Consider the following 24,776-nt stretch of genomic DNA (forward strand, 5'->3'; position numbering starts at 1 on the left):
CGTACCGTCGGCTTGACGAGAGCACTGATCGCGAAACGGAGCACTGATATGAGCAGGCATGTGGTGGTGGGTGCGGGTGCCGTCGGCAGCGCGGTCGCGACGGCGTTGGCCGCCCGCGGGGAGCAGGTCCGGATCGTCAGCAGGCGGGGTGGTGGCCCGGAGCACCCGTCGATCGAACCGATCGCGACGGACGTGACCGGCCGGGGCACGCTGGCCCGGCTCACCGGCGACGCGGTGGCGCTGTACGACTGCGCCGCGCCGCCCTATCACCGGTGGCCCGAGGAGTGGCCGCCGCTCGCCGGCGCCCTGCTGGAGGCCGCCGAGCACAGCGGTGCGGTGCTCGTGTCCGCCGGGAACCTCTACCTCTACGGTCCGGTCACCGGGCCGATGACCGAGCACTCCCCGATCCGGCCCGCCGGTGCGAAGGCCCGGGTACGTGCCCAGGTCTGGCAGGACGCACTGGACCGGCACCGGGCGGGCCGGATCCGCACCGTGGAGGTGCGTGCCTCGGACCACCTCGGGGCGGGCAGCAGGTCACTGCTCACCGGGCTGGTCCTACCCCGGTTGCTCGCCGGGCGCAGGGCGTTCGTCCCCGCCGATCTCGACGCGCCGCACACCTGGACCGCGGTGTCCGACGTGGCACGCACCATGGTCGCCGTCGCCGCAGCCCCGGCGACCTGGGGCCGGGCCTGGCACGTGCCCAGTGCCGATCCGGTCTCGATCCGGGAGATCGCCGTCCTCGCCTGCCGTCACACCGGGTCGGCCGCCCCACGCCTGCACACCCTCCCGCGGGCCGCGCTGTGGCTCGGTGGCCTCACCGATCCGACCGTGCGGGCGCTGCGGGAGACCCAGTACCAGTTCCGTGCACCGTTCCTGCTCGACTCGACCGAGGCGACGGCGACACTCGGGATCGCCCCCACGCCGGTCGCCGAGTCCCTCGCCGAGACGGTCGAGGCGCTCGGCGCGGCTCACCGCTCGCGCAGCGCCACCTCGTAGCGGGTGTGCTGCAGGATCGTCCACGCCACCAGCGCCGGATTGTCGACCATCGGGACGTGCCCGACGCCCGGCAGCACCACCAGATCGGCCCCCGGCACGGCGGCCATCATCGGTTCGGCGTAGCGGGCGTAGGGGATCGTCCGGTCGGCACCCGCCCAGGCGATCCGGACCGGGCAGGGCGCCTCGTCGAACGGCGCGATCATGGTGTCCATCGTGGCCGCGGTGAGCAGCGGATCGAGCGCGGTGCAGCCCGCGAGATCGTCGAACAGCACGTCGACGTCGTCGGCGGAGTAGCGGTCGGCGTGCTCGGACACGGTGCGCAGCAGCAGCCGGCGCAGCGACCGGCAGGACGCGAGCATCCGGACCGGCGCCCACCCGGCGAGCAGCGCACCGATCCGGAACGTGGCGAGCAGCCGGTACAGGTCCGAGGGGACCGCCCACGCCCCGGCCGGTGACAGCGCCACCACCGACCGGGCCCGGCCACGCCGGGCCAGCTCCAGGGCCGCCCACCCGCCGAGCGAGTTCCCGACGACGTGCGGCATCCGGTCGATCCCCAGCTCGTCGAGCCGCTCGACCAGGGCGTCCACCATCAGATCGAGCGAGAAGTCACCGTCGGGCAGCCCCGGACCGCCCAGGTGGCCGGGCATCGTGACCGCCCACACCTCGTGATGCTGCTCCAGCATCGGCAGCACCGGGCGCCAGGCCCGCCACGACGACGTCATCCCGTGCAGCAGCAGCAACGGCTCGCCCGAGCCGCCGCGGTGGTGGCCGGTCACCGGACGATCATGGGCTCCGCGGCCCCCGGACGCAGCGACAGCACCTCCGTGAACCCGGCGGCGAGGCACTCCGCGAACAGTTCCCGATCGGTGACGGCGGCGGCGTCGAGATTGGCCCCGACGCAGCAGGTGTCGCCGTGGGTCACCACCGAGATCATCGCGGCGCAGCCGGGCAGCGGCGCGAACGGGTACACCCGCTCGATCCGCGCCCCGCACAGGAACGCCTCGGAGCGCAGGCCCGGCACGTTCGACGCCTGCAGGTCGTTCCCGGCGGTCGACCCGCCGGCGACCAGGGTGAGCAGCGGGCCGGGCAGCCGGGCCAGCAGCGGCGCGACGACGTCCGGGCTCTCCAGCGCCGGTTCGTCCCGGGCGGCCCGCATCAGCGACCCGACGGTGCGGATCCGTTCGGCCGGGTCGACGACGCCCATCGGCGCGGCCAGCCGGGCCGGCGCCCAGCGGTTACCGCCCGCGGCGTCACCAGTGCGCCGCAACGACACCGGCACCGAGGTGCGCAGCGTGGCCGCCGGCGCGACCGGCCGTCCCTGCTTCTCGTGGTAGATCCGGAACGCGCCGAGCAGCGCGGCGACGTAGGCGTCGTTGAACGATCCGCCGACCGACTTGCCCGCCGCGCGCAGCTCGGCGAAGCCGACGTCGAGCGCGACGAACCGCCAGGACAGTCCGCGCGGACGCAGCAGCTCCGACGCCCCGCCGGACGGCGGCGCGAGCACCCGGGTCGCGGACTCCACCCACCGGACGGTGTCCCGGACGGCCGACACCGGGTGGGTGAGCGCACCGAGCACGTCACGTGCCATCCGGGCCGCGGCGGGCACCAGGCCGACCTCCCGGCGCACCAGCCGATCGACCTCGGCCAGCGGATCGGGTGCCTCGGCCGCCGGCGCGACCGGCTGCGGCTTCTCCGGGTCGTGCTCGCGGCGGCGGCTGTGCAGCTGGGACAGCAGCTGGACGACGCCCATGCCGTCGGTGAGCACGTGGTGCAGCTTCAGCAGGAATGCGGCCCGCCCGCCCGGCAGGCCCTCGACCAGCATCGCCTCCCACGGCGGCCGCTCCCGGTCGAACGGCGTCATCATGAACTGCTCGGCGATCGGTGCGAGCTCGGCCCAGAAGCCGGGCCCGGAGCCGGGGATCCGCACCCGCCGCAGGTGGTAGTGCAGGTCGAACTCGACGTCGTGGATCCAGTAGGGGGTGCCCAGCCCGGCCAGCGGCTCCCGCACCCGTTCCCGGAACCGGGGCACCATCCGGGTCGCCCACTCGGTCGCGGCCACCAGGCGTTCCCAGTCCGGCTTCTCGTCGAGCAGCTCGACGGCCAGCACCGGTGCGCGGTAGCGGGGATCGGACTCGGCCCGCCACATCATCACCTCGAACGGCGACATCTCGCGGACCGATCCCCAGCTCAGGGGCGTCTCACTCATCGGAATCACCGAGGTGCGGGCGGCGCTCCGGCCAGCGGGCGAGGGTGTCCAGGAACATCGTGCGGACCTCCTCGGCGTGCTTCCCGGCGTCCTCGGCGACCCAGTGCGAGGTGTCGATCGGCGGAAGCACGACGACCTGCACGGTTCCCCCGCGCAGCGTCTGCGCGCCCCGCCACATGATCTCCCCCGCGTTGCGGATCACCAGCGGGACGATCGGGACGCCCGCCTGCATCGCGATGTGGAAGGCGCCCTTCTTGAACCGGCCCAGCCGCGGCGTCGGCGAGCGGGTGCCCTCCGGGGCCATGGCCAGCGAGATGCCCTCGTCCCGCAGCTTCTCCACGGCCGGCCGCAACGCCTCCCTGGCCTGCGCGGTGTTGCCCCGGTCGACGAACGCGACGTCGGCGATCTGGAACAGCTGCCCCCAGACCGGGATCGCCGCGGCCTCCTTCTTCGCGACGCCGGTGAACCCGTCACGGAGCAGCTTCATCAGGATCGGGACGTCGAACTTGGACTGGTGGTTAAACACGAACACGCAGGGCCGGGCGGACACCAGGTGCTCGGCCCCGGTCACCTCGACGTCGATCCCGGACAGCCCGAACGCGACGTCGGAGCCCACCCCGGCGGCCAGGTCGACGAACTTGCGCCGGGACCCGTGCAGCAGCCCGGCACCGGCCGCGGCGGCGAGCCCACCCGCCATGCCGCCGTAGAAGATCGCGGTCCGGGCGAGGTCGGTGACCCCCGGGAACAGTCCCCCGCGGGGTGCGCAGTCCAGCACCGGCCAGCCGTTGCGGCCGGCGAGCTCGCGCAGCGAGTCGGTCGGCGACACCGCGACCGGATGGCCGACCGAGGAGAGGAACTCGGCGTCCTCGGTGCCGTTGGCGTAGCCGAAGCAGTCGGCCGGGTCGACGTCCTGCGCGGCGGCGTCGGCGCGGACCGCCTCGGCCTTGCCGGGCCCCCACAGCGAGGTCCCGACGACCCGCCCGGTGAGCACCCCGTCGGCCACTTCCAGCTCGGTGCACAGCACCCGGTCGGCGCCCAGCTCCTCGGCCATCGGCTGCACCTGGAACCGGGTCGCCGAGGATGCCATCACGACCTGGTGCCCCTGCTCCTGATGCGCCGCCACGAGCTCCCACACCTCGGGGTGCAGCGACCCGGCGATCTCCTCGCGGAACAGGGCGTTGCCGAGCGCGTGCAGCTCGGCCTCGCTGCGCCCCTTCCAGGTCGCGAGGGTGATGGAGAGGAACTCCTTGAAGTCGTCGTCGGTGCGGATCCCGCGCATCCCGGACAGCACGGTGCGCACCATCTCGACCGGCCCGACGTCGAACTCGCGCAGCCGCCTGCGGTAGAACGCGCCCGCCGAGTAGCCGTCGATGACGGTGCCGTCGTAGTCGAAGTAGGCGATGGTGCCCGGCCCGGGTGGCGCCGCCCGGACGGCCGCGAGCCGCTCGGCCCTCGCCGTATCGGCTCCCTCAGCTCGCGACACCGCTGTCCCCTTCCGCACGTTCCTTCGTCGCCACCGCCGGCACGGCGGCCTGATCGTCCCCGTCGCCGAGGACCACCTGCAGCCGGGCCCGGTGCAGGTCGGCCAGCCGGCCCAGGTCCTCGATCACCGCGCCGACCTCGGTCTGCCAGTCCGCCCGCCGCGCGCCCGGCGACGACGAGTCGAGCAGCTCCCGGTTCTCGGCCAGCCGCAGCGCCGTCGCGTACAGCTCGCGCGACACCGAGTCGGGCCGGTCCAGGCGGCGCTGCATCAGCATCTGGCGCCCGACACCGAGGCAGTCGTTGAGGAACTCGCTCTCCTCGGGCATCGGCTCGTCGCCGAGCGCGACGAGCCGGTCCGCGACGACCAGCTGGGCGTCGAAGAACGACCGCAGCACGCCGGGCGCGACGAGCAGCGGTGCCTGCCGCAGCGCCGAGCGCGCATCGGCGGGTTTCCCGGCCCGCCGGCGCCACTCCGGATCGACCAGATCGGCCTCGCGCAGGATCTCGTCGCGGAACTCGCGGCGGGTGGAGAAGAAGAACTCGAACTTCAGCAGGTCGCGCAGCCGGGCGAGCTCGCGCCACGCGACATCGACCGGGTCCTCGTCCTCGCCGGAGTCGCCGACCCGGAGCAGGGCCAGCTCGAGCATCGCCCGGTTCAGCAGGTGGTGCAGCGCCCCGTTGCGGTAGAACGCGGCGACGTGGTGCCGGCCCGAGCTGATCGAGAACACCGGCTCGGTGCCGCCGGAGTAGATCGTGACGACGCCGGCCTCGGCCAGCCGGTCGAGGGTCATCCGCAGGCCGTGCCGGGTACGCAGCTCGGCGATCGGCACCGGGACGCCGCGGGCCTCCAGGTAGTCGGCGAGCGGGGCGACGACCTCGCGCACCTGCTGCAGCGTCAGTGCCCGGTCCCGGGCGCTGAGCAGCGCGAACGTCGCCAGCGACGTCGCCGTGGCCGGGGTGACCCGGTTGATGCCCGCGCACACCCGGAACGCGACCTTCTCCAGCCGGGCCGATCCGTCGCCGGCGTCGGTCAGTGCCTGGCGCAGCGAGAGCGGCTCGGCGAACCGGACGCGCGCGGCGCCGATGTGCCGCCGCTGGTCCCGGAAGTAGCCGTAGAGCCAGCCCAGGCCCTCGGCCTTCTTCTCCCCGCCGCGCTGCTCGGCGGCCATCGCGCCGACCTCGTGCAGCTGGTCGTAGACGATCGAGACCGGGACCAGCACTGCGTCCAGCTCGGGGCGGTCCTCCATCGCGGCGACCAGGTAGCGCAGCAGCCCGTAGCGGGGGCGGCGCAGCTTGCCCGTCCGGCTACGTCCGCCCTCGATGTACCACTCCAGATTGAACCGCTTCGCCAGCAGATGACCGAGGTACTCCTGGATCGCCGCCTTGTAGACGGTGTCGCCGCCGAAGCTGCGCCGGATGAACACCACCCCGGCCCGCCTGCCGAGCGCGCCCATCGGCCAGAACGACAGGTTGTTGCCGCCGAGCACGTGATTGCGCGGGAAGTTCCGTTCGTGCAGCACCTCGGCGAACACCAGCGGATCGGCGTACGAGCGGTGGCTCGGCAGGAAGACCAGCGCGTGCTCCTTGTTGAGCTCGCGCAGCCGTTCGAGGCCGGACTCGTCGACCTGGACGTCCCAGGCCTTGGTGTGCATCGGGCCCATCATCGCCCGGAAGACGTCGATCGCGGGCGGGCTCTGCACCGCCGCCATCTCCTGCAGGCAGCTCCCCAGCTGCTGCTCGATCTCGGCCTTCGTCGAGCCGGTCTGCCCGACGAGCCGCTCGACCAGCTTCGGGAACCGGTTCGAGGAGGTGATCTGCTCGACCATCCGGCGGGGCACCTTGTAGCGGTCACCGAGGATCCGGCGCTCCGCGCGGTCGCAGGCCAGCACCGCCTGCCGGGCCACGAACCGGGTGAAGCCGACCGAGCCGGGGCCGCCACTCTCCTGGGCGACGAAGCGGGACGCCAGGTCGGCGACGGTGGCCGGCTCGCCGGCGACGACCCGGACCGCGTCCGGCCGGTGCCGGGCCATCGTCGGGTGCAGCGGCGACCAGGCGATCCGCATCGCCGCGGTGGTCGCGAGCCCGGCCAGCTTGCGCACCGGACCGGACTCGTCCGGCTCGGGGGTCACCCAGGTGACCCGGGCCGGGACGATCACGGTGTCGTCACCGTCGAGCGCCTCGCCGAGCGCGGCCGGCGCCTCCGATCCGGCGCCGATCGACACGATGCGGGCGCCCGGATGCTCCTTCTCCGCCCAGCGCTGCAGGATCGATCGTTCGGTGAAGGAACGCGGTTGGGTGATCACCACCTCGCGGGTCCCGAGCAGTCCGTCGGTCGTCATCGATCCCCCTTGCCCCGGCCCGCCGCGTAGCGGCGCATTCCCCTGGCACAACGTAGTTACCGGGCGGTTGCCGAACAACTTCGCGACACGGCCGGCCGGGCGCGCCGGGGTGCTACGGGGGAACCGCGGCGTGCGGTCAGACCACCGCCTGTGCCTCGGTGAGGGTGTGCCGCAGGATCTGCTCCATCTCGTCGAACTCGGCCTGCCCGGCGATCAGCGGCGGGGCGAGCTGCACGACGACGTCACCGCGGTCGTCGGGACGGCAGTAGAGCCCGTTCCCGAACAGCGCCCCCGGCAGGTACTGCTTGACCAGCCGCTCCCGCTCGGCGGCGTCGAAGGTCTCCCGGGTGTCCTTGTCCTTGACCAGCTCGATCGCCCAGAAGTAGCCGTCACCGCGGACGTCGCCGACGATCGGCAGGTCCAGCAGCCGGCGAAGGGTGTCGCCGAACGCCTGCTCGTGGGCCAGCACGTTGCCGTAGAGGTCCTCGCGCTCCATCAGGTCGAGGTTCGCCAGCGCGACGGCGGCCGAGACCGGGTGCCCGCCCCAGGTGTAGCCGTGCGGGAAGGTCACCCCGGGCTCCAGGAACGGCTCGATCACCTTCTCCGAGGCGATCATCGCGCCGAGCGGGCCGTAGCCCGAGGTCATGCCCTTGGCGCAGGTCACGATGTCCGGGGTGAAGCCGAACTTCGTGCAGGCGAACGCGTGCCCGTGCCTGCCGAACGCGTTGATCACCTCGTCCGAGACGAGCAGCACGTCGTGCCGGTCGCAGATCTCGCGGAGCCGGGCGAAGTACGACGCGGGCGCGGTCAGGCAGCCCCCGGAGTTCTGCACCGGTTCCACCACCACCGCGGCGACGGTGCCCGGGCCCTCGAACAGGATCGCTTCCTCGACCCGGTCCGCGGCCCAGCGCCCGAGCGCCTCGGCGTCGCCGCCGAACTCGGGATGGCGGTAGAGGTTGGTGTTCGGCACCCGGAACCCGCCCGGCGCGAGCGGCTCGAAGTCCTGCTTCATCGCGGGCAGCCCGGTGATCGCCAGCGCCCCGTGCGGAGTGCCGTGATAGGCGGTCATCCGGCTGATCACCTTGTGCTTGGCGGGCTTGCCGCGCAGCTTGAAGTACTGCTTGGCCACCTTCCACGCCGACTCGACCGCCTCCCCGCCGCCGGAGGTGAAGAACACCCGGTTCAGGTCGCCGGGCGCGAGATGCGCCAGCCGTTCGGCGAGCTCGGCCGCCGGCGGGGTGGTGTACCCCCACACCGGGAAGTACGCCAGCTCGGACGCCTGCTTCGCGGCGACCTCGGCGAGCTCCCGGCGGCCGTGGCCGGCCTGCACGACGAACAGCCCGGCCAGCCCGTCCAGCACCCGATGGCCGCGGTCGTCCCACAGGTTCATGCCCTCGCCCCGGGTGATCACCGGGATCGGGTTGGCGCCGTCCCGGCCGTGCATCCGGGCGAAGTGCATCCACAGGTGCTTCCCGGCGGCCTGCGCGGCCGCGGACATCGGCGGGTCGTCGGCGGCGGTGCTGCGGTCCTCGAGTGCGGTCATGGGGGGACTCCTGTCCGTGCCGTCCGGCGGTCGCGGTCGTCCGTCCGATCGTCCGGCCTGCGCCGCCGGACACGCCGATACGATTCGTATCGTCTGATGCCCCGACCAGAACGGAGTGCTCCGCGTGTACCCGACGATCGCGGATGTCCTCGCCCGCCCGGAGGTCCGGGCCGGGGCACCCGCCGTCCGCGCCGGGCGGGCCGCGCTGGGCACCGAGGTCCGCTGGGTGCACGTCAGCGAGCTGGCCGAACCCGCCGGGACACTGCCGGACGGCGTGCTGGTGCTGTCGGTCGGGCTGCCCGCCACCGACCCGACCACCGATCCGGCCCGCTACGTCGCGGCGGTGCGCGCGGCGGGTGGGGTCGGGCTGGTCGTCGAGATCGGCCAGCACCTCGCCGCGCTGCCCGATCCGCTGGTACAGGCCGCCCGCGCAGCCGGTTTCCCGCTGGTCGAGCTGCGCCGCACGGTGCGCTTCGCCGAGGTCGTCGCCGGGGTGCTGGGGACGATCCTGACCGAGCGGCACGACCGGGCGTCGTTCACCGAGCACGCGGGCACCGTGTTCCGGACGCTGACCCTGCACGGAGCGGCACCGCAGCGGGTGGTCGCCGAGACCGCGGTCCTGCTGGACGGTCCGGTGGTGTGCGAGGACCTGGCGCACCGGGTGCTGCTCACCGCGGGCGAGCCGGACCTGCGGGACTGGCCGGCCCGTTCCCGGCTGGCCGGCCCGGCCGGGCCGGAGGGCTGGCGGACGGCGCCGGTCGGCCTGCCGGGCGCGCGCTGGGGCAGGCTCGCGGTCCCAGCCCGCCCGGCCGCGGGCACCGAGGACCGGATCGCCGCGGTACTCGGGCACACGGCGGACGCGCTGTCGCTGCTGGTCCGCGAAGACGCCCCGGCCGGGCTGCTCCGGGCCGCGCACGACGCGCTGCTCGGTGAGCTGGCCGCCGCGACGCCGGTGGACACCGGCCGGCTCGCCCTGCGCGCCCGCGCCGCCGGGATCGACACCACCGGGGAGTTCGAGGTGGTGCTGATCGACGGCGCGGCGTCCGGGACCGCACCGGCGGTCGTCCCGGACGCGGTGACCGCGAGCCTCGACGGGGCGGAGGTCGTGCTGGTGCCACTCCCCCGCCGGGCCGGTGGCGGATCCCGCGCCGACGAGCTCGTCCGGCTGCTGCCACCCGGCACCGTCGTGGCGGTCGCCGGGCCCGGCCCGTTCGACCGGCTGCCGGAGCTGTTGTGTCAGGCCCGGACGACGGCCGAGGTGTACCGGTCCACGTCGCCGCCCGGGGCCCGGCCACCGCTGCCGAGGCGCCGCGCCGGGCTGGGCGTGCGCGGGCTGGTGTGGCGGCTCGGTGACGATCCCCGGCTGCTCGGCTTCGTGGAGGAACAGCTCGGGCCGGTGCTCGCGCTGCCGGACGCCGAGCGCGAGCAGGCGCTGGCCGGGCTGGACGCGCTGGTCGACGCGGGTGGCGTCGTCGCCGAGTTCGCCCGCCGGATCGGCACCGGGCGGCCCGCCGCCTACGCCCGGATACGCCGGCTGTCGACGCTCGTCGGTGCCGACCTGACCGAGCCCGAGGTTCGCACCTCGGTGCACCTGGCGCTGCTCGGGTTGCGCCGGGCCGGTCACTGACCGCGGTCCGCCCGCAGCAGCTCGACCTCGCCCATCGCTTGTGCGACATCGCCGTCGAGCGGCCGTACCGGTGGCCGTCGCACCGGCGGCAGCGCGACGCGGCCCTGCTCCCGTCACGGAGCACGGTCCTCGGGCCGGGCTACCCGAGCAGCTCCATCGCCGAGTCCGGCTCGGCCCCGGCCTCCGGATCGGACTCCGAATCGGACTCGGGGTCCGGCTCCGCCGGCCCGATCAGCCCGCCGTACAGCGCGGTCAGCGTGACGGCGATCCGGGACCTGCCGAACCTGGACACCGCCCGGTCCCGCCCGGCGATGCCGTAGCCGGCCCGCATGGCGTCGTCGCCCAGCAGGTCGCGCACGGCGGCGGCGACGTCCGCGGGACGCCCGGGCCGGACCAGCAGCCCGGTGACCCGGTCGACCACCGCGTCGGCCGCCCCGCCGACCGCGGACCCCACCACCGGCCGGGCGCAGGCCATCGCCTGCAGCACCGGGGCCACCGGGACGGCCCGGTTCGGCACCTCCAGCACGACATCGGCGGAGCGGAGCAGCCGGGGACGCTGGGCGTCCCCGACCGGTCCGAGGAACCGGACCCGTCCGGTGACGCCGGCCTCCCCGGCCATCGCGAACAGCCGGGCACGGTCCGGGTCGTCGCCCCGCGTGCCGCCCGCCACCAGCAGTTCGGCGTCGCGCAGCCGGGCGAGCGCGCGGATCGCGGTACCCGCCCCGGCTCCCGGGGCGAGCGAGCCGATCAGGACCAGCCTCGGGTGCTCGCCGCGGCGCAGGGCCGGGCCCTCGGGGGTGTAGTCGTCGGTGTCGACACAGGCGGGCACGGTCCGCAGCTGCGCGCGCGGCACGCCCGTCTCGAGCAGCGCGGTGTGCCGGTGCTGGGAGTCGGCGAGCACCAGCGCGACCCCCTCCGGCGGACCGCTCGGGTCCGGGCCACCGGTCGGGTACGCCGCGACGGTCGGCACGCCGGTCGCGACCGCCCACCGGACGGCGGCGGGTCCGATCGCGTGCACCAGGTCGGGCGGGTCGTCGTCCCAGCCGGTGCCGGTGCCCGCCAGCGGCCGGACCTCCAGCTCCCCGGGCCCGGTGGCCGGGGGAACCGGGTCGTGCTCACCCGGCCGGTCGGTGAGAACCAGGACGCGGTGTCCCGCAACGGCCAGGGCGGTGGAGACGGGTGCGGTTCCGCACCCGTCGGGAACCTCGGACGTGCGGATGACGGCGATGCGCAACGGGCCTCCTCGTCGTGCTCGCAGGATTGCGGGCACGCGCAGGTGGCTCTACGCGTCGAACACCCCGACGGTACCCGTCCCCGCCGGAGCACCGGACCGCCGAACGGACGCGAAGGTGTTGGTCGCAGCAACCGCGGGTAGTCATCGGCACCGTCCGACGAGCCGGAATGGAGGTTCGACGGTGAGCGACCGATCATGGCGGCTCCGGGTCGCCCCGGAGCCGTCGGCCTGCCGGTTCGTCCGGTCCGAGCTGCGCCGCTTCCTGGCCCCGCTGCTCGACGACGACATCCTGGTCGACGACGCCGTGCTGGTCCTGCACGAGCTGGTCGCCAACGGGATCGACCACGCACGCACACCGCTGGTGCTGACCGCCCGGGTCCGCGAGGGAGCGGTCCGGGTCACCGTCCGCGACGGCTCACCGGTACCCGGTCACGAGCGCCCGCTCGACCCGTCCGCACGCCGCGGGCGCGGCCTGCAGATCGTCGGCTCGGTGGCCCGCAGCTGGGGGGTCCGCAGGCACCCGCGGGGCAAGACGACCTGGGCCGAGCTGGGTTCGGCCCGCGGCGCGCCGGTGGTCCCCCAGCTGCGCCTGATCGGACCCGGCTGACCGGCCCCGTGCATGAGGCGCCCGCCGGCTGGGTACGCCCCGACCGACCGAGCGAGAGGAGAGACGATGCGCCCCGACACCCCGATCTCCGAGGCCGACCCGGCGGACGCGCTCGAACAGCGCCGCCCGGTGCTCCCCGATGACGACGACATCCCCGTCGTCCCCGGCACCGACCGGGAGGCCGATCCGGCCGACCTCGCGGATCAGCTCCGCGACGCCGGCCAGGACGAAGACTCCTACTGACGGACCTCCACTGACGGGAGCCTGCTGACGGGTGGCTGCCGGGGTGGCCGTCAGGACAGGTCCACGACCACCTTGCCGGTGACGCCTGCCTCGACCGCCTCGTGGGCGGCGACGACGTCGTCGAAACCGAACCGGTGGATCGGCAGCGGGGTGAGCGCGCCGTGCGCGACCGCGACGCTCACCCCGCGTGCCGCGTCCGCCAGGACGTCCCGCTCGACGTTGTAGAGCAGCATGAACCGGAGCACCGCGTTCGCCGTCATCAGCGACCGGACCGGCAGCGCCGGATCCTGCGGGGTCGCCGCGTAGGACACGACGTGCCCGCCCCGGCGCAGCACCGCGAGGTCCAGTTCCAGGTTCTGCGCGAGCGCAACCTCGACGATCCGGTCGACCGGCCCGGCGGCGTCCAGGATCGCGGCGGCCGGATCGCCCTCCCGGTAGTTCACGACGTGATGCGCCCCGGCGGCCCGGGCCTGCGCTGCCTTCTCCGGCCCGGAGACCGTGGTGACCACGGTGGCGCCGGCCCAGCGCGCGATCTGGATGGCGTAGTGCCCGACCGCACCGGCACCGCCGGTGACCAGCACGGTGCGCCCGGACACCGAGCCGTCCGCGAGCACGCAGTGGTAGGCGGTCATCGCAGGCACCCCGAGGCAGGCACCGAGATCGTCCGCGGCGCCGGTGGGCAACGGTGTCGCCTGCGCGGCGGGCAGCACCGTGTACTGCGCGCAGCTGCCCCACTCGGCGAGCGGCGCACCGCCCTCGCCGCCGGGCGAGGCGAGCCACACCCACACCCGCTGTCCGACGCGGGACGGATCGACGCCCTCCCCGACCGCGTCGATCTCGCCGACCCCGTCCTGGTGCGGGACACGGACGACGTCGATCGGGCGCGACGTCGTGCCGGCGCGGGTCTTGGTGTCGGTCGGATTCACCGCCGAGATGCGGATCCGGACCCTGACCTGCCCGGGGCCGGGCTGCGGCGTGTCCAGGTCACCGATGGTCAGGACGTCGCGGGCCGCGCCTTCACGGGAGTAGCTGACTGCCTTCATCGGCATGATCCTGCCCGCGGCGGGCGCGACTGTCGCCCCCCGGTCGCCTCACTCGCGGAGCGCGGCGACCTTCTCGCGGGCCTCCCGCTTGCGCGCCTCCGCCCGGCGGCGGCGCACCTTCCAGGCGATCGCGCCGACCACGAGAGCGATGCCGAGCAACACCCAGCCCAGCAGCCCGAAGGCGTGCTCGAACTTCTCCGCGGCCTCCCGCAGCAGGTAGCCGGCCGCCACGTGCAGCGACGCCCAGGCGATGGCCCCGACCACGACGGCGGGCAGGAAACGGCGCAGCGGCAGCCCGGAGGCGCCGGCCGCCGCCGGCGTCATCGTCCGCACCACCGGGAGGAACCGGGCGCACAGCACCGCCCAGGATCCGTGCCTGCGCAGCGTGCGCGCCGCGTCGTCCCACTTGTCCTGCCCCATCCGCCGGATCAGCCTGGAATCCCGCAGCCGGGGGCCGAGCCTGCGCCCGATCGTGTAGCCGATCGAGTCCCCGCCCATCGCCGCGACCGCGACGACACCGGTCACCAGCACCGCCGACGGCACGTCGGGCACGGCCATCGCCGCCGCGATCAGCACGGTCTCGCCGGGCAGGACGAGTCCGATCCCGAGCGTGGTCTCGCCGAGGGTGATCAGACCCGCGACGAGCACCACCACCCACAGCGGGACGGAGTTGAGAAACTCGATGATCTCGGAGATGGGAGCTCCTCGGCTCAGGGATCGTGCCGGTGGGGATCAGTCCACGCAGGGCACGCCGTCGGCGGTCAGGTCGGGCGGGGGGACGCTCGCGGGTTCCGACACCGGAACCGGATCCCCCCGTGGGGCTGCGCTGCCCCCGCCCGCGCCGGTGGTGGGCGCAGTGTCGGCCTCCACAGTGCCCGTACCCGCACCCTCGGCGCCGTGATCATCGGTGGGCGGCCGTTTCGGGGCGGTGAGCTCCGCGAAGAACGCGCTGACCTCCGCCGGATCCACCTCGACGGCGACGCCCTCGGAGCCGGTCCGGTAGTCCGCGCGACCGGTCGGGATCGTCCGGAACTCCACCCGGTCGCCGCGCAGCTCCGCGGCGTGCGCGATCAGCGAGGTGAGGTCCCAGCCCTGATCGAGCACGACGGCACCGTTGACAGCACGCAACAGCCCGGCCACCGCGACCGGATCGGCCAGCGTGCCCGCCGACAGCAGCCGGTGGGTCAATCCGGCCAGGAACGCCTGCTGGCGGCGGACCCGGTCCAGGTCCCCGCCCGGCAGGCCGTGCCGCTGCCGGACAAACGACAGCGCCTCGGCCCCCTGCACGGTCTGCGGGCCGGCCGCGAAGCGCGCGCCGGAGTAGTGGTCGTCGACCGGGCCCTTCAGGCAGACCGGGACCCCGCCGAGCGCGCGGGTGATCTCGGCGAACCCGGCGAGGTTGACCTGGGCGTAGTGGTCGACCGAGACGCCGGTGAGCGCCTCGACGGTCTGCACCAGCGTCCGGCTGCCCGCCGCGTTCGCCTGCCGCTCCAGCTCGGGACCGCTCAGTCCCTGCTCCTGCAGGCCGGGCCGGGCGACGGCGGCGCCCCGCGCCAGCGCTGAGTTGATCTTGTGGGTGCCCAGGCCGGGCACCGCCACCCAGGCGTCGCGCGGGATCGACACCGCGGACGCCCCGAGCGACGGATCGTCCGGGATCCGGACCAGCATCAGGGTGTCGGTGTTCTGCTGGCCGTCGGCGTCTCCCGCGTCGAGCGCGTCGAGGACCTCGCGGGGCAGCGGGTTCCCGCGGGCGTCCACCCGGGAGTCGCTGCCGACCAGCAGGATGTCGGTGGCGCCGTCGGCCACGCTCTCCCCGGTCACGTCCGCGGTGACCAGGCCGCCGTCGCCGCCGAGCACCGCCCAGCCGGCACCGGTGGCGAGGAAGACGGCCGCCGAGAGCGTGGCCGCCCAGCGCCGCACCCGCCGGGGACGGCGCGGGGCCGCCCGTTCGGCGCGCGGCCAGGGCTGGAGCCGGTCGGTCGGTGACGACGAGCCGCCGGGCGCGGGGCCCGGCGCCCGGCCGGCAGGCACCGCGCCGGCGGACCGCTGCCGGCCGGCACCGCCGGGGGCCGGTCGGGCACCACCGGGAGCGGGTCGGGCGCCACCGGGAGCGGGGCGGCCGGTGACCGGGGCCGCGGGGACGCCGGCGCGGGCAGGCCGCCGGGCCGCACCGCCGGGAGCCGCTCCCGGCCGACCGGCGGCCGGAGGCACGGCTCGCCCGGGCGGCGGCGGTGGCGTCCCGGTGCCGCGGGACCCCGCAGCACCGGGCGGCGGCGCTGCACCCGGCGCCGGCCGGCCGGGACCGCCCCGGGCGTCCGGTGTGCGCGGCTGCAGCGGTGTGGTCGGCGAGTCGGGTCGCCGCCCCGGCCGCGGCGGCGTCACGCGGTCCCCCGCTCGCCCGGCGCCTCGGGACGGCGTGCCGTCCGGGAGGCGACGACCGCGCGGACCACCTCGACGACGCCCGGATCGTCGATCACGTAGATCTGGTGGCGCCCGTCGCGCCGCGCCCGGACGAGCCCGGCCAGCTTGAGCTTGGCCAGGTGCTGGCTGACCGCGGCGACCGGCTGGCCGAGCGCGGTGGCGAGGGTGCCGACGTCGCGCGGCCCGGCGGCGAGCAGCCAGACGATCTGCAGCCGGGAGGTCGCGCTCAGGATCCCGAACGCCGCGGCCGCATCGGCCAGCAGCTCGGGATCGAGCAGCTCCGGCTCGTCCACCACGCCCCAAGACAGTTGCAACAGTTGCGCCACTTACGCAACTGTTACCCTACCTACACGGTTCCCGGCGTGGAGCCGGGACCCGAGGAGTGTGATGGACCGGACCGGCCGCCGGATCCCCGGCGGGTCGCCGACCACCCGTCCCGCACCGCCCGGGCCGCCCGTCGCCCGCGGCGAGACCGCGCTGCGCGACGCGGCGACGGCCGACGCGTTCGCCCTGCTCCGCGGCCTCGACACGTCCCGCCGCGGACTCACCGAGGAGACCGCGGCGGTGCGGTCCGCCGAGTACGGCGAGAACGTCCCGGCGGCCGAGCGCGGCCGGTCGGCGGCCGGCTGGGTCCGCCGGGCCGTCGCCAGCCCGTTCGCCGGTCTGATGGTGGTGCTCGGTGCGCTGCTCGCCGTCGCCGACGGCCCGGCGAGCGCCGCACTGGTGTTGTTGCTCGCCGCGCTGGGCATCGGGCTGCGGATGTGGAACGAGATCCGCACCGGGCGCGCCGCCCGGGTGCTGCGCGCCCGGGTCGGCACCACCGTGACGGTGCGCCGGCGGCCCGCGCCGGGTTCGGCACCCCGGGAGAGCGAGATCCCGCCCGAGGATCTGGTGCCCGGCGACGTGGTGCTGCTGCACGCGGGCGACCCGGTCCCCGCGGACCTGCGATTGCTGCGCGCCGACGACCTGCTCGTCGACCAGTCGTCGCTCTCCGGGGAACTGCTGCCGGTGCCGAAGGCGCCGCCGTCGGACCGCACCGGACCGGGCCCCCGCCGTGCCCGGCACCGGCGCGGGGAGGACCGGCGCCCGGTCACCGGGCTGGGCTCGCTGCTGCTCGCCGGGAGCACCGTCACCCGCGGCGGGGCCACCGCCGTCGTGCTGGCCACCGGGGCCACGACACACGCCGAGCAGCTCGCCGGGCGGGCGCGCCGGCCCCGCCCGGAGTCGGCCGTGGACCGCGGCGTGCGGTCGGTGAGCTGGACTCTCGTGCGGTGCATGCTGGTCGCCGCCCCGCTGGTGCTGATGATCAACGGAACGGTCTCCGGGGACTCCCGGCAGGCGCTGCTGTTCGCGGTCGCGGTGACCGTCGGGCTGGCACCGGAACTGCTCTCGGTGATCGTCGGGACGACCCTGCTGCGCGGCACCGCCCGGCTGCGCGACGCGGGAGTGCTGGTCACCCGGCCGGACGGCATCCACGATCTCGGCGCGATCGACGTCGCCTGCCTCGACAAGACCGGGACGCTGACCGAGGACCGGGTCGTCTTCACGCACTCGGTCGATCTGGACGGCCGCCCCGATCCGGCTCCCGGCGACGCCGCCGCGGTCGCCGTCCGGTTCCAGGGCGTCCCCCGGGACGGCACCGACGAGGCGCTCGCCGGCGCCGGCCGCGACGACTCGACGCTGCTGGCCGGGGGCCTGCTCACCCGGGTCGGCGAGCTGCCCTTCGACCACGCCCGCCGGCGCGCCACCGTGGTGCTGCGCGACGCGCACGCCGCCGGTGAGCTGGTGCTGGTGCGCGGTGACCCGGACACCGTGCTCCCGCGCTGCACGCACACGGTGCGCGACGGCGCACGGGTCGAGCTGACCCGTTCGCTGCGCGCCGCGGCCGCCGACGCCGCCGACGGCCACCGCGCCCGCGGGATGCGGGTGGTGGCGGTCGCGACCCGGCGGGCCCCCGCACACGACCCGGAGCCCGAGCGGGACCTGCTGCTGCTCGGCTTCGTCGGGATGGTCGATCCGGTGCGGGCGTCGGCGGCGACCGCGGTCGCCCGGTTCCGCGCCCAGGGTGTCGCGGTGAAGGTGCTGACCGGCGACGACACGACGGTCGCCGAGCAGGTCTGCGAGCGGGCGGGCATCGACGTCGACGGCGTGCTGGACGGCCCCGCCCTGGACGCGATGAACGACGTCGCGCTGGCCCGCGCCGTCGACCGGACCACGGTGTTCGCCCGGCTCGGCCCGTTGCAGAAGGAACGTGTGGTCACCGCCCTGCAGGCGGGCGGGCACACGGTGGGTTTCCTCGGCGACGGCGTCAACGACGTCGCCGCGTTGCGCGCCGCCGACGTGGGGATCGGGGTCGACGGCGCGGTCCCGGCGGCGCGGGCGGCCGCGGACATCGTGCTCACCGACCGCGGCCCGGACGTCGTGGTCACCGCCGTCGAGGAGGGCAGGCGCACCCTCGGGCGCGCCACCCGCTACCTGACGGTGACCGCCGCGCTGAACGTCGGCAACGCGCTGTCGGTGGTGGCCGCCTCGGCGGTGCTGCCGTTCCTGCCCCTGCTGCCCTCCCAGCTGGTGCTGCAGAGCGTGCTGTTCAGCGTGGCCGCGCTGGCGCTGCCGTTCGACCGGGTCGAACCGGGCTGGACGGCCCGGCCGCGCAGCTGGGACACCCGGGGGATGCTGCGGTTCATGGCCGTCTTCGGGCCGCTGTGCTCGGCGTTCGACCTGCTCACGTTCTGGGCGGTCTGGCGCTACCTCGGCCTGGACACCCCGGAGGAGCAGGCGGTGTTCCAGGCCGTCTGGTTCGTCGAGGGCGTTCTCTCGCAGGTACTGGTGCTGCTCCTGCTGCGCACCCGGGCCGGCCGGCCCGCCCGGGCGGTGGTGGTGACGGTGGCCGCGGTGGTGGTGACGGGCGTCGCGTTACCCTTCACACCGGTCGCCCCGTTGTTCGGGATGGCTGCGCCGCCCGCCGCGGTGTGGCCGCTGCTGCTCGCAGTGGTCCCGCCGTTCCTGTTGTGTGCGGCCGCGACGCGGTCGCTGTACCTGCGTCACGTGCTGGGCATCCGCCCGGCGGACAAGGAGTGAGAGATGACCCCTCCCGGACCGACCCAGCTGCTGATCATCCTGCTCGTGATCGTGCTCCTGTTCGGCGCGAAGAAGCTGCCCGACCTGGCCCGCTCGGTGGGGCGTTCCAGCCGGATCCTCAAGACCGAGCTGAACACCAAGGACGAGCCGGCCGACGGCGACGGCACCCCGCCCCGGGAGCTCCCCGAAGCAGGCGCGGGCCGCGAGACCCCGCGCACCGAGTCCCGCACCGACACCGAGCGCTGAGCAGGGCCGGTCCGGTGCGGGAGACCGTGTGGTCCCCCGCACCGGCGGCTCAGAGCAGGCTCGACCAGTAGTCCCAGAACCGGTGCAGGGCCAGCCCGATGACCACGACGAACCAGAGCACCACCGGTACCGCGTGGTACTGGCGCAGTCCGGCGTAGAGCCCCCGGGCACCGCCGCTGCGGTCCAGCGTCGCGAGCGCCGAGTACCAGAAGATCGGGATCGTGACCACCCAGACCACCATGCAGTACGGGCAGAGCGCGCCGATCCGGTAGAGGCTCTGGAAGATCAGGTAGTGCACGAACACGACCCCGGCCGCCGAGCCGGCGGTCAGGCCGGCCCAGTACCAGAGCGGGAAGCGGGCACCGGCCAGCAGCGCCACCCCGGTCGTGACCACGACGGCGAACGCGCCGATCCCGAGCAGCGGGTTCGGGAACCCGAAGAACGCGGCCTGCTCGGTGGTCATCACCGACCCGCAGGACAGCACCGGGTTGATGCTGCACGAAGGCTGGTAGTTCGGGTCCTGCAGCAGCGCGATCCGCTCGACGGTCAGCGCGAAGGCGGCCAGCAGGCCCAGCGCACCGCCCACGATCAGCAGCCAGGGCAACAGCCGTGGCACCGGTCCGGGGACCGCGGGTGCGGGTTCGACGGGCACGCGGGCGAACTCCTCGGTCGGGGCGGCTGCGGTCACGGGGCCACCGCCGCGTCCAGGGCGTCGGTGATGTCCTGCACCGACTCCGGGTTCAGCTTCTCACCGTTGACGAAGAACGTCGGGGTGCTCTGCACGCCCGCGGCGAGGCCGGCCTCCTCGGACTCCTGCACCGCCGCCCGGGTGGCCGGGTCCGCCACCGCCGCGTCGTAGGCGGCCATGTCCAGCCCCAGCTCCTCGGCGTAGCCGCGGAAGATGCCCGCGGCGTCCTCCGCCCCGGCCCACTCGGCCTGGGTCTGGAACACCCGCTCGTACATCGGGATGAAGCGGTCCTGCCGGTGCGCGGCCTCGGCCGCGACGGCGGCAGGCACGGCGTTGCTGTGGTTGGGCAGCGGGAAGTAGCGGACGACGAACTCGACGCGATCGCCGTACTGCTGGACGAGCTGGCTCATCACCGGCTGGATCTGGGCGCAGGACGGGCACTCGAAGTCGAGGAACTCGACCATCGTGACCGGCGCGCCCGGGTTGTCGTTGAGGCGGGGCGCCTCGGCCGGGACGAGGGTGTCGGCGGCGACGGCGCCACCCGGGGCGGTATCCGGCGCGTCCGGGCGGTTGGCGAACAGCAGCGCCGCCAGGATCAGCGCGAACGCGCCGACGACGGCGAGGGAGATCTTGACGTTGCGGGTCATCGGGAGGGTTCCTCCACGGGGGGCCGGCGGGGATGCCGGATCACGGGATCGGGACAGGACGGACCGGGCTCCCGCTGGTCAGTTCCGATCGACGCAGAGTTGCTCGACCGGTGAGGGCGTGCGCAGCGTCCGTTCCGGTGGCGACGGCGCGACGGTGTCCGGCGGTGCGACGGGGGCGAGCGCGACCGGGACGGTCGCCGGTGCGACGTCCGGTACCGGCGGCCCGTCGTCCCCGCGCCGCGGCACCTGGTCCGAGTCACCCGCGTGCAGCGTCGACGGCGGGTGGTACGGACACTCCGCGGCGCCGACGGCCGCGGTGTGCCCGGGCGGTGGCCCGGCCGCGGCCGGACCGGCGCAGATCAGCAGCGCCAGTGCCAGCAGCAACAGGGAGGCGAGGGCGCGCAACGACCTCACCTCGCTCCTCCACGGGGACCGCGACGGATCCGCTCCGCCGGTGCCGCCGACGATACCGACGGCCGGCATCGCGTTCGCCGCTCCCCCGGTGTTCGGCCGCGGGGTCGATCCGGATCGACCGGCCGTCGCCACAGGACGCCCGGTCACCCGACGACTACCGTCGGTGGGCGTGAGCTTCCCCGAACCGTCGGCGGTGTGGCGCCCCGCTGCGACCACCGAGCAGGCCGTCACCTCGCGGACCGGGTCGTGGACCCGGTTCGCCGCACCCGGCGACGCCGTCGGCGGCGGCTTCGGGCTGTTCGAGTCGTGGATCCCGCCGGACTCGCCGGGGGCGATGCCGCACTACCACTCCGGATTCACCGAGAGCTTCTACGTGCTCGAGGGCCGGCTGCGGATCATGACCGGGGCGGACCGGACCGAGGCGGGCCCCGGCGACCTCGTGCACGTCCCGCCGGGCGGGGTGCACGCGTTCCGCACCGGGCCGGACTCGGCGGCCCGGTTCCTGATCCTGTTCGTCCCCGGCGCCCCGCGCGAGCGCTATTTCCGCGGGCTGGCCGAGTTCGCCGCCCGGGCCGAGCCGCCCACCCCCGAGGAGATCGACGCGTTCGCGCTGACCTGCGACCAGGTGAACCTGCGCGACCATCCCGGTCTCTGATCCCGGCGCGGGCCGGTGTGACCGGGGACACTTCCCGGATGGACACCGCATCCCCGTCCCCCGCCACCGAGCTGATCGGCATGGTCCAGGCGCACTGGATCACCGACGCGATCTGCGCCGCAGCCGAGCTGGGCGTCGCCGACGTACTGGCCGACGGCCCGGTCGGTACCCCGGAGCTGGCCGAGGCCACCGGCACCCATCCACCGGCGCTGGACCGGCTGCTGCGCGCGCTCGGCACGCTCGGCCTGTGCACCCGCGCGGCCGACGGCCACTGGTCGACCACCCCGCTCGGCGATGCGCTGCGCCGGGACGCACCCGGCGGGGCGCACGCCAGGGCACTGCTCACCTCCCGGTTGTGGCGCCCGCTCTGGGACGACCTGACCGCGTCGGTCCGCACCGGTGAGCAGGCCTGCACCCGGGTCAACGGGCGCCCGCTGTTCGGCCACCTCACCCACCGCCCGGAGCTGGGCGCGCTCTACGACGTCACCCAGCGCGGACTGATCGACGACGCCGGCGCCCGGTTCGTCGAGGCCTACGACGTGCCGGACGGCAGCACCGTGGTCGATCTCGGTGGCGGGACGGGTGCACTGCTGCGGCACGTGCTGGCCGCCCGCCCGGCCTGCCGCGGGATCCTGGTGGACCTCCCACTGGTGGCGCAGCGCGCACACGCCGAGCTGACCGCGGCCGGCGTCGCGGATCGCTGCGACGTGATGATGGGCGACTTCTTCGAGGCGGTGCCCGGCGACGCCGACGTCTACCTGCTGTCCTTCGTGCTGCACGACTGGACCGACGACGAGTGCCGCGCCCTGCTGCGCAACGTGCGGACCGCGACCGGACCGGACGCACGGGTGCTCGTCGTCGAGCAGGTACTGCCCGAGGACGATCCCGGCGATCCCGGACCCGCGCTCTACGACCTGCACATGCTGGTCGGCACCGGCGGTCGCGAACGCACCCGCACCGAGTACGCCCAGCTGCTGGCCGACACCGGTTTCCGGGTCGAGTCGGTCACCGCGACCGCCGGCCCACGCAGCGTGATCGACGCCCGTCCGCTGACACCCCGGTGACGGCCGTCCGGCCCGGGTGCGAGACGCTTGCGTGAAGCGTACGACTGTTGCTGTACGCAACTCACCGGGCCGATGCTGCGCCGTCTCGCGCGGTCCCGGCCCGTCTCCGGAGCAGGGAGGTGGACATGGACGCGACGACCACGACGCGCACGCAGGCCGATCAGGCCGCCCGAGGTGGAGTCCCGAGTCATCCCGACCACCTCACCGATCTGCTGACCGGAGCCCTGCACGACGGCGACCTGGTCGGTGTCGCCGCCCGGGCCTGCGACCTCAGTGCCCGCGATCTCGCCGAGGTGCTGGCCCGCTGCGACGAGACCGACGCGGGCGTGCTGTTCCGGTTGCTGGACAAGGACACCGCCGCCGCGGTGTTCGAGGAGCTCGACGCGGTCAGCGCCCAGCGGGTGCTGGACGGGATGCGCGAGGGCACCGCCGACGAGCCCGCCGACGGCCGCGGGCACACCGTCCGCGAGCTGGTCGAGGGCCTCGACCCGGACGACCGCGCCCGGCTGCTCGGCGAGATGCCCGCCTCGGTCGCACACCGGGTGCTGGCCGGGCTGACCCCGGCCCGGCGCCGCGCGACGGCGGCGCTGCTCGGCTACCCGGCGGGCTCGGTCGGCAGACTCATGACGCCCGAGGTGGTCAGCCTGCACGCCGGCGGCACGGTCGCCGACGCGCTGGCCAGGGTGCGCCGGACCGGCCGGGACGCCGAGACCGTCTACACACTGCCGGTGGTCGGCCCCGGCCGCCGGCTGGAGGGCACGATCGGGCTGCGCGAGCTGGTGCTGAGCCCGCCGGACACCCCGCTGACCGAGCTCGTGGAGACCGACATCCCGTGGGTCCGAGCCACCGACACCGGTGAGGAGGCGGCCCGGCTGCTCGGCGACTCGGACGGCATCGCGCTGCCGGTCGTCGACGCCGAGCGGCGGCTGCTCGGGCTGCTCACGATCGACGACGCGGTCGAGGAGCTGGAGCGCGCCGAGTCCGAGGACGTGGCCCGCCAGTCCGGCGCCGAGCCGTGGCAGGGCCACTACATGACCGCCGGGGTGCTGGGGCTGGCCCGCTCCCGCGTGGTCTGGCTGCTCCTGCTGCTGGTCGCGGCCACCCTGACGGTGAACGTCCTGCAGTACTTCGAGGACACCCTGGCCCAGGTCACCGCGCTGGCGCTGTTCGTACCGCTGCTGATCGGCACCGGCGGCAACGCCGGCGCGCAGGCCGCGACGGCGAGCGTGCGAGCACTGGCGGTCGGCGAGGTGCGGCCCTCGGACGTGCTCGCCGTGATGTGGCGCGAAGCGCGGGTCGGTGCCGCACTGGGCACGATGCTGGCGCTCGCCGGGCTGGTGATCGGGACCGCGCTGGTCGGCGCGTCGATCGCGCTGGTGGTCGGCATCTCGCTGGTGGTGATCTGCGCCTGGGCGGCGACGATCGGGGCGACGATGCCGCTCATCGCGCGCCGGGTGGGCATCGACCCGGCGGTGGTGTCCGCGCCGGCGGTGACGACCCTGGTCGACGCGACCGGGTTGGTCATCTACTTCAGCGTGGCACACCTGGTACTGCAGCTCTGAGCGTGCCGATGGCGTCGAGCACCAGCTCCAGCCCGACGTCGAACTCGTCGCCGAAGGCGTAGCCGGGGCCGATCCGTTCGGCGGCGAACCGCGCCAGGTGCGGATAGCTGCCGTCCGGGAGAGCCGCGACGATCTCCTGCGCTCCGGCCTCGATGGTGTCCGGCGCGAACGGGAGCGCGGCCTCCTGCAGCGCGAACCCGTAGACGAACGCGTCGAGCAGGGCGAACGCATGCCCGGCGGCGGGCAGGTCGAACCCGTCGGACAGCAATGTTCCGAGCACGGCGTCGTGCTGGGCGAGAGTGGCGTGGCCGGGCCGGCGGCGGCTGTCGAGCAATGGCGCCGCCCAGGGGTGGCGGGCCAGCGCGGCCCGCGCGGAACGGCTGCGCCGGGCCAGCTCCGGGCGCCACGGCTGCCCCGGCACCGGCTCGTCGATCTCGGCGAAGACGGTGTCGACCAGGCCGTCGAGGATCTCGTCCTTGCCCGCGACGTGGTGGTAGACGGCCATCGGCGCGCTGCCGAGCCGGTTCGCGACGGCCCGGATCGTGAGCGCCGCGATCCCCTCCCGGTCGGCCAGCTCGGTTGCCGCGGCGAGTACCCGCTCGCGGCTCAGCTGCTGCCGCGCCATCGGCGTCCCCCTTGTGGTCGATGCCGTCCGACCGTATCGTACGACGTACGTTT

At 74.9% G+C, this 24,776-nt stretch carries 23 protein-coding genes; 9 read left to right on the forward strand and 14 right to left on the reverse strand.

Annotation, left to right across the window (positions count from 1 at the left end):
* Positions 1-48: 48 nt before the first annotated feature.
* Positions 49-996 (forward strand): NAD-dependent epimerase/dehydratase family protein, encoded by a 948-nt coding sequence (locus tag Pdca_RS21995; protein WP_085916447.1) that lies wholly within the window; start codon positions 49-51, stop codon positions 994-996.
* On the opposite strand, the gene Pdca_RS22000 is transcribed toward Pdca_RS21995, so the two are convergent.
* The 5 genes from Pdca_RS22000 to Pdca_RS22020 form a co-directional block, all read right to left on the reverse strand.
* The gene (locus Pdca_RS22000; RefSeq protein ID WP_085916448.1) at positions 969-1,772 is read right to left on the reverse strand and encodes an alpha/beta fold hydrolase; all 804 of its coding nucleotides are present in this window, start codon (positions 1,770-1,772) and stop codon (positions 969-971) included. The genes Pdca_RS21995 and Pdca_RS22000 overlap by 28 nt on opposite strands.
* Positions 1,769-3,202, reverse strand: a complete 1,434-nt coding sequence (locus Pdca_RS22005) for a wax ester/triacylglycerol synthase domain-containing protein (RefSeq protein ID WP_085916449.1) — start codon at positions 3,200-3,202, stop codon at positions 1,769-1,771. The genes Pdca_RS22000 and Pdca_RS22005 overlap by 4 nt, the downstream gene beginning before the upstream one ends.
* Positions 3,195-4,685, reverse strand: coding sequence for an HAD-IB family hydrolase (locus tag Pdca_RS22010; protein WP_085916467.1), 1,491 nt, complete (start codon positions 4,683-4,685; stop codon positions 3,195-3,197). The genes Pdca_RS22005 and Pdca_RS22010 overlap by 8 nt, the downstream gene beginning before the upstream one ends.
* Positions 4,672-7,023, reverse strand: a complete 2,352-nt coding sequence (locus tag Pdca_RS22015) for a glycerol-3-phosphate 1-O-acyltransferase (RefSeq protein ID WP_085916450.1) — start codon at positions 7,021-7,023, stop codon at positions 4,672-4,674. Before Pdca_RS22015 ends, Pdca_RS22010 begins: the two co-directional genes overlap by 14 nt.
* 136 nt (positions 7,024-7,159) lie before the next feature.
* Positions 7,160-8,566 carry an aspartate aminotransferase family protein gene (locus tag Pdca_RS22020; RefSeq protein WP_373865481.1) on the reverse strand — a complete coding sequence of 469 codons (1,407 nt, stop codon included), beginning with the start codon at positions 8,564-8,566 and terminating at the stop codon, positions 7,160-7,162.
* A 124-nt stretch (positions 8,567-8,690) separates the two neighbouring features.
* On the opposite strand from Pdca_RS22020, the gene Pdca_RS22025 reads away from it, so the two are divergent.
* The gene (locus tag Pdca_RS22025) at positions 8,691-10,193 is read left to right on the forward strand and encodes a PucR family transcriptional regulator (protein ID WP_085916469.1); all 1,503 of its coding nucleotides are present in this window, start codon (positions 8,691-8,693) and stop codon (positions 10,191-10,193) included.
* 139 nt (positions 10,194-10,332) lie between these two features.
* On the opposite strand, the gene Pdca_RS22030 is transcribed toward Pdca_RS22025, so the two are convergent.
* A complete protein-coding gene (locus Pdca_RS22030; protein ID WP_158092351.1) occupies positions 10,333-11,427 on the reverse strand; it encodes a glycosyltransferase family 4 protein in 1,095 nt (364 codons plus the stop codon).
* A gap of 181 nt (positions 11,428-11,608) precedes the next feature.
* Between Pdca_RS22030 and Pdca_RS22035 the strand changes: the two genes are divergently transcribed.
* Both Pdca_RS22035 and Pdca_RS35715 read left to right on the forward strand, forming a co-directional pair.
* On the forward strand, positions 11,609-12,034 hold the full coding sequence (locus tag Pdca_RS22035; RefSeq protein WP_085916452.1) for an ATP-binding protein: 426 nt from the start codon (positions 11,609-11,611) through the stop codon (positions 12,032-12,034).
* 66 nt (positions 12,035-12,100) lie between these two features.
* Positions 12,101-12,277: a hypothetical protein gene (locus Pdca_RS35715; RefSeq protein WP_158092352.1), complete on the forward strand. Its 177-nt coding sequence runs from the start codon at positions 12,101-12,103 to the stop codon at positions 12,275-12,277.
* A 50-nt stretch (positions 12,278-12,327) separates the two neighbouring features.
* Here Pdca_RS35715 and Pdca_RS22040 read toward each other — a convergent pair whose 3' ends face one another.
* The 4 genes from Pdca_RS22040 to Pdca_RS22055 all read right to left on the reverse strand — a co-directional run bounded on the left by Pdca_RS22040 (position 12,328) and on the right by Pdca_RS22055 (position 16,037).
* A complete protein-coding gene (locus Pdca_RS22040; protein WP_085916470.1) occupies positions 12,328-13,320 on the reverse strand; it encodes an NADPH:quinone reductase in 993 nt (330 codons plus the stop codon).
* Positions 13,321-13,368: 48 nt separating this feature from the next.
* Positions 13,369-13,971 (reverse strand): DedA family protein, encoded by a 603-nt coding sequence (locus Pdca_RS22045; protein WP_125911513.1) that lies wholly within the window; start codon positions 13,969-13,971, stop codon positions 13,369-13,371.
* Between the two features lie 81 nt (positions 13,972-14,052).
* Positions 14,053-15,351 carry an LCP family protein gene (locus Pdca_RS22050; RefSeq protein WP_125911514.1) on the reverse strand — a complete coding sequence of 433 codons (1,299 nt, stop codon included), beginning with the start codon at positions 15,349-15,351 and terminating at the stop codon, positions 14,053-14,055.
* 347 nt (positions 15,352-15,698) lie between these two features.
* Complete coding sequence (locus tag Pdca_RS22055; RefSeq protein ID WP_085916455.1) at positions 15,699-16,037, reverse strand: ArsR/SmtB family transcription factor; 339 nt, start codon at positions 16,035-16,037, stop codon at positions 15,699-15,701.
* Positions 16,038-16,128: 91 nt separating this feature from the next.
* Here Pdca_RS22055 and mgtA point away from each other — a divergent pair, with 91 nt between their 5' ends.
* On the forward strand, positions 16,129-18,822 hold the full coding sequence (gene mgtA, locus Pdca_RS22060) for a magnesium-translocating P-type ATPase (protein ID WP_085916456.1): 2,694 nt from the start codon (positions 16,129-16,131) through the stop codon (positions 18,820-18,822).
* 3 nt (positions 18,823-18,825) lie between these two features.
* On the forward strand, positions 18,826-19,068 hold the full coding sequence (gene tatA / locus Pdca_RS37610; protein ID WP_085916457.1) for a twin-arginine translocase TatA/TatE family subunit: 243 nt from the start codon (positions 18,826-18,828) through the stop codon (positions 19,066-19,068).
* Between the two features lie 49 nt (positions 19,069-19,117).
* Here the strand turns inward: tatA and Pdca_RS22070 are convergent, their stop codons facing one another.
* From Pdca_RS22070 to Pdca_RS22080, 3 genes are all read right to left on the reverse strand, one after another.
* Complete coding sequence (locus Pdca_RS22070) at positions 19,118-19,756, reverse strand: vitamin K epoxide reductase family protein (RefSeq protein WP_085916458.1); 639 nt, start codon at positions 19,754-19,756, stop codon at positions 19,118-19,120.
* Positions 19,753-20,403: a DsbA family protein gene (locus Pdca_RS22075; RefSeq protein ID WP_085916459.1), complete on the reverse strand. Its 651-nt coding sequence runs from the start codon at positions 20,401-20,403 to the stop codon at positions 19,753-19,755. Before Pdca_RS22075 ends, Pdca_RS22070 begins: the two co-directional genes overlap by 4 nt.
* A gap of 78 nt (positions 20,404-20,481) precedes the next feature.
* Entirely contained in the window at positions 20,482-20,817 is a 336-nt protein-coding gene (locus Pdca_RS22080) for a hypothetical protein (RefSeq protein WP_125911515.1), read from the reverse strand.
* Positions 20,818-20,986: 169 nt separating this feature from the next.
* Between Pdca_RS22080 and Pdca_RS22085 the strand changes: the two genes are divergently transcribed.
* From Pdca_RS22085 to mgtE, 3 genes are all read left to right on the forward strand, one after another.
* Positions 20,987-21,472 (forward strand): cupin domain-containing protein, encoded by a 486-nt coding sequence (locus tag Pdca_RS22085; protein ID WP_085916461.1) that lies wholly within the window; start codon positions 20,987-20,989, stop codon positions 21,470-21,472.
* Positions 21,473-21,510: 38 nt separating this feature from the next.
* Positions 21,511-22,536 (forward strand): methyltransferase, encoded by a 1,026-nt coding sequence (locus Pdca_RS22090; RefSeq protein WP_085916462.1) that lies wholly within the window; start codon positions 21,511-21,513, stop codon positions 22,534-22,536.
* A gap of 125 nt (positions 22,537-22,661) precedes the next feature.
* On the forward strand, positions 22,662-24,098 hold the full coding sequence (mgtE, locus tag Pdca_RS22095; RefSeq protein WP_085916471.1) for a magnesium transporter: 1,437 nt from the start codon (positions 22,662-22,664) through the stop codon (positions 24,096-24,098).
* Here mgtE and Pdca_RS22100 read toward each other — a convergent pair.
* Positions 24,067-24,723 (reverse strand): TetR/AcrR family transcriptional regulator, encoded by a 657-nt coding sequence (locus Pdca_RS22100; RefSeq protein WP_085916463.1) that lies wholly within the window; start codon positions 24,721-24,723, stop codon positions 24,067-24,069. The genes mgtE and Pdca_RS22100 overlap by 32 nt on opposite strands.
* Between the last annotated feature and the right edge of the window lie 53 nt (positions 24,724-24,776).

The organism is Pseudonocardia autotrophica (assembly GCF_003945385.1).
GTDB classification, from domain to species: Bacteria; Actinomycetota; Actinomycetes; order Mycobacteriales; family Pseudonocardiaceae; genus Pseudonocardia; species Pseudonocardia autotrophica.

What these genes read in the sequence shown, in the direction of transcription:
- Pdca_RS35715 (WP_158092352.1), top strand. Translation starts at nt 12,101, where the DNA reads ATGCGCCCCGACACCCCGATCTCCGAGGCCGACCCGGCGGACGCGCTC.
- Pdca_RS22005 (WP_085916449.1), bottom strand. Translation starts at nt 3,202, where the DNA reads ATGAGTGAGACGCCCCTGAGCTGGGGATCGGTCCGCGAGATGTCGCCG.
- mgtA (WP_085916456.1), top strand. Translation starts at nt 16,129, where the DNA reads ATGGACCGGACCGGCCGCCGGATCCCCGGCGGGTCGCCGACCACCCGT.
- tatA (WP_085916457.1), top strand. Translation starts at nt 18,826, where the DNA reads ATGACCCCTCCCGGACCGACCCAGCTGCTGATCATCCTGCTCGTGATC.
- Pdca_RS22020 (WP_373865481.1), bottom strand. Translation starts at nt 8,566, where the DNA reads ATGACCGCACTCGAGGACCGCAGCACCGCCGCCGACGACCCGCCGATG.
- Pdca_RS22090 (WP_085916462.1), top strand. Translation starts at nt 21,511, where the DNA reads ATGGACACCGCATCCCCGTCCCCCGCCACCGAGCTGATCGGCATGGTC.
- Pdca_RS22015 (WP_085916450.1), bottom strand. Translation starts at nt 7,023, where the DNA reads ATGACGACCGACGGACTGCTCGGGACCCGCGAGGTGGTGATCACCCAA.
- Pdca_RS22100 (WP_085916463.1), bottom strand. Translation starts at nt 24,723, where the DNA reads ATGGCGCGGCAGCAGCTGAGCCGCGAGCGGGTACTCGCCGCGGCAACC.
- Pdca_RS22075 (WP_085916459.1), bottom strand. Translation starts at nt 20,403, where the DNA reads ATGACCCGCAACGTCAAGATCTCCCTCGCCGTCGTCGGCGCGTTCGCG.
- Pdca_RS22040 (WP_085916470.1), bottom strand. Translation starts at nt 13,320, where the DNA reads ATGAAGGCAGTCAGCTACTCCCGTGAAGGCGCGGCCCGCGACGTCCTG.
- mgtE (WP_085916471.1), top strand. Translation starts at nt 22,662, where the DNA reads ATGGACGCGACGACCACGACGCGCACGCAGGCCGATCAGGCCGCCCGA.
- Pdca_RS21995 (WP_085916447.1), top strand. Translation starts at nt 49, where the DNA reads ATGAGCAGGCATGTGGTGGTGGGTGCGGGTGCCGTCGGCAGCGCGGTC.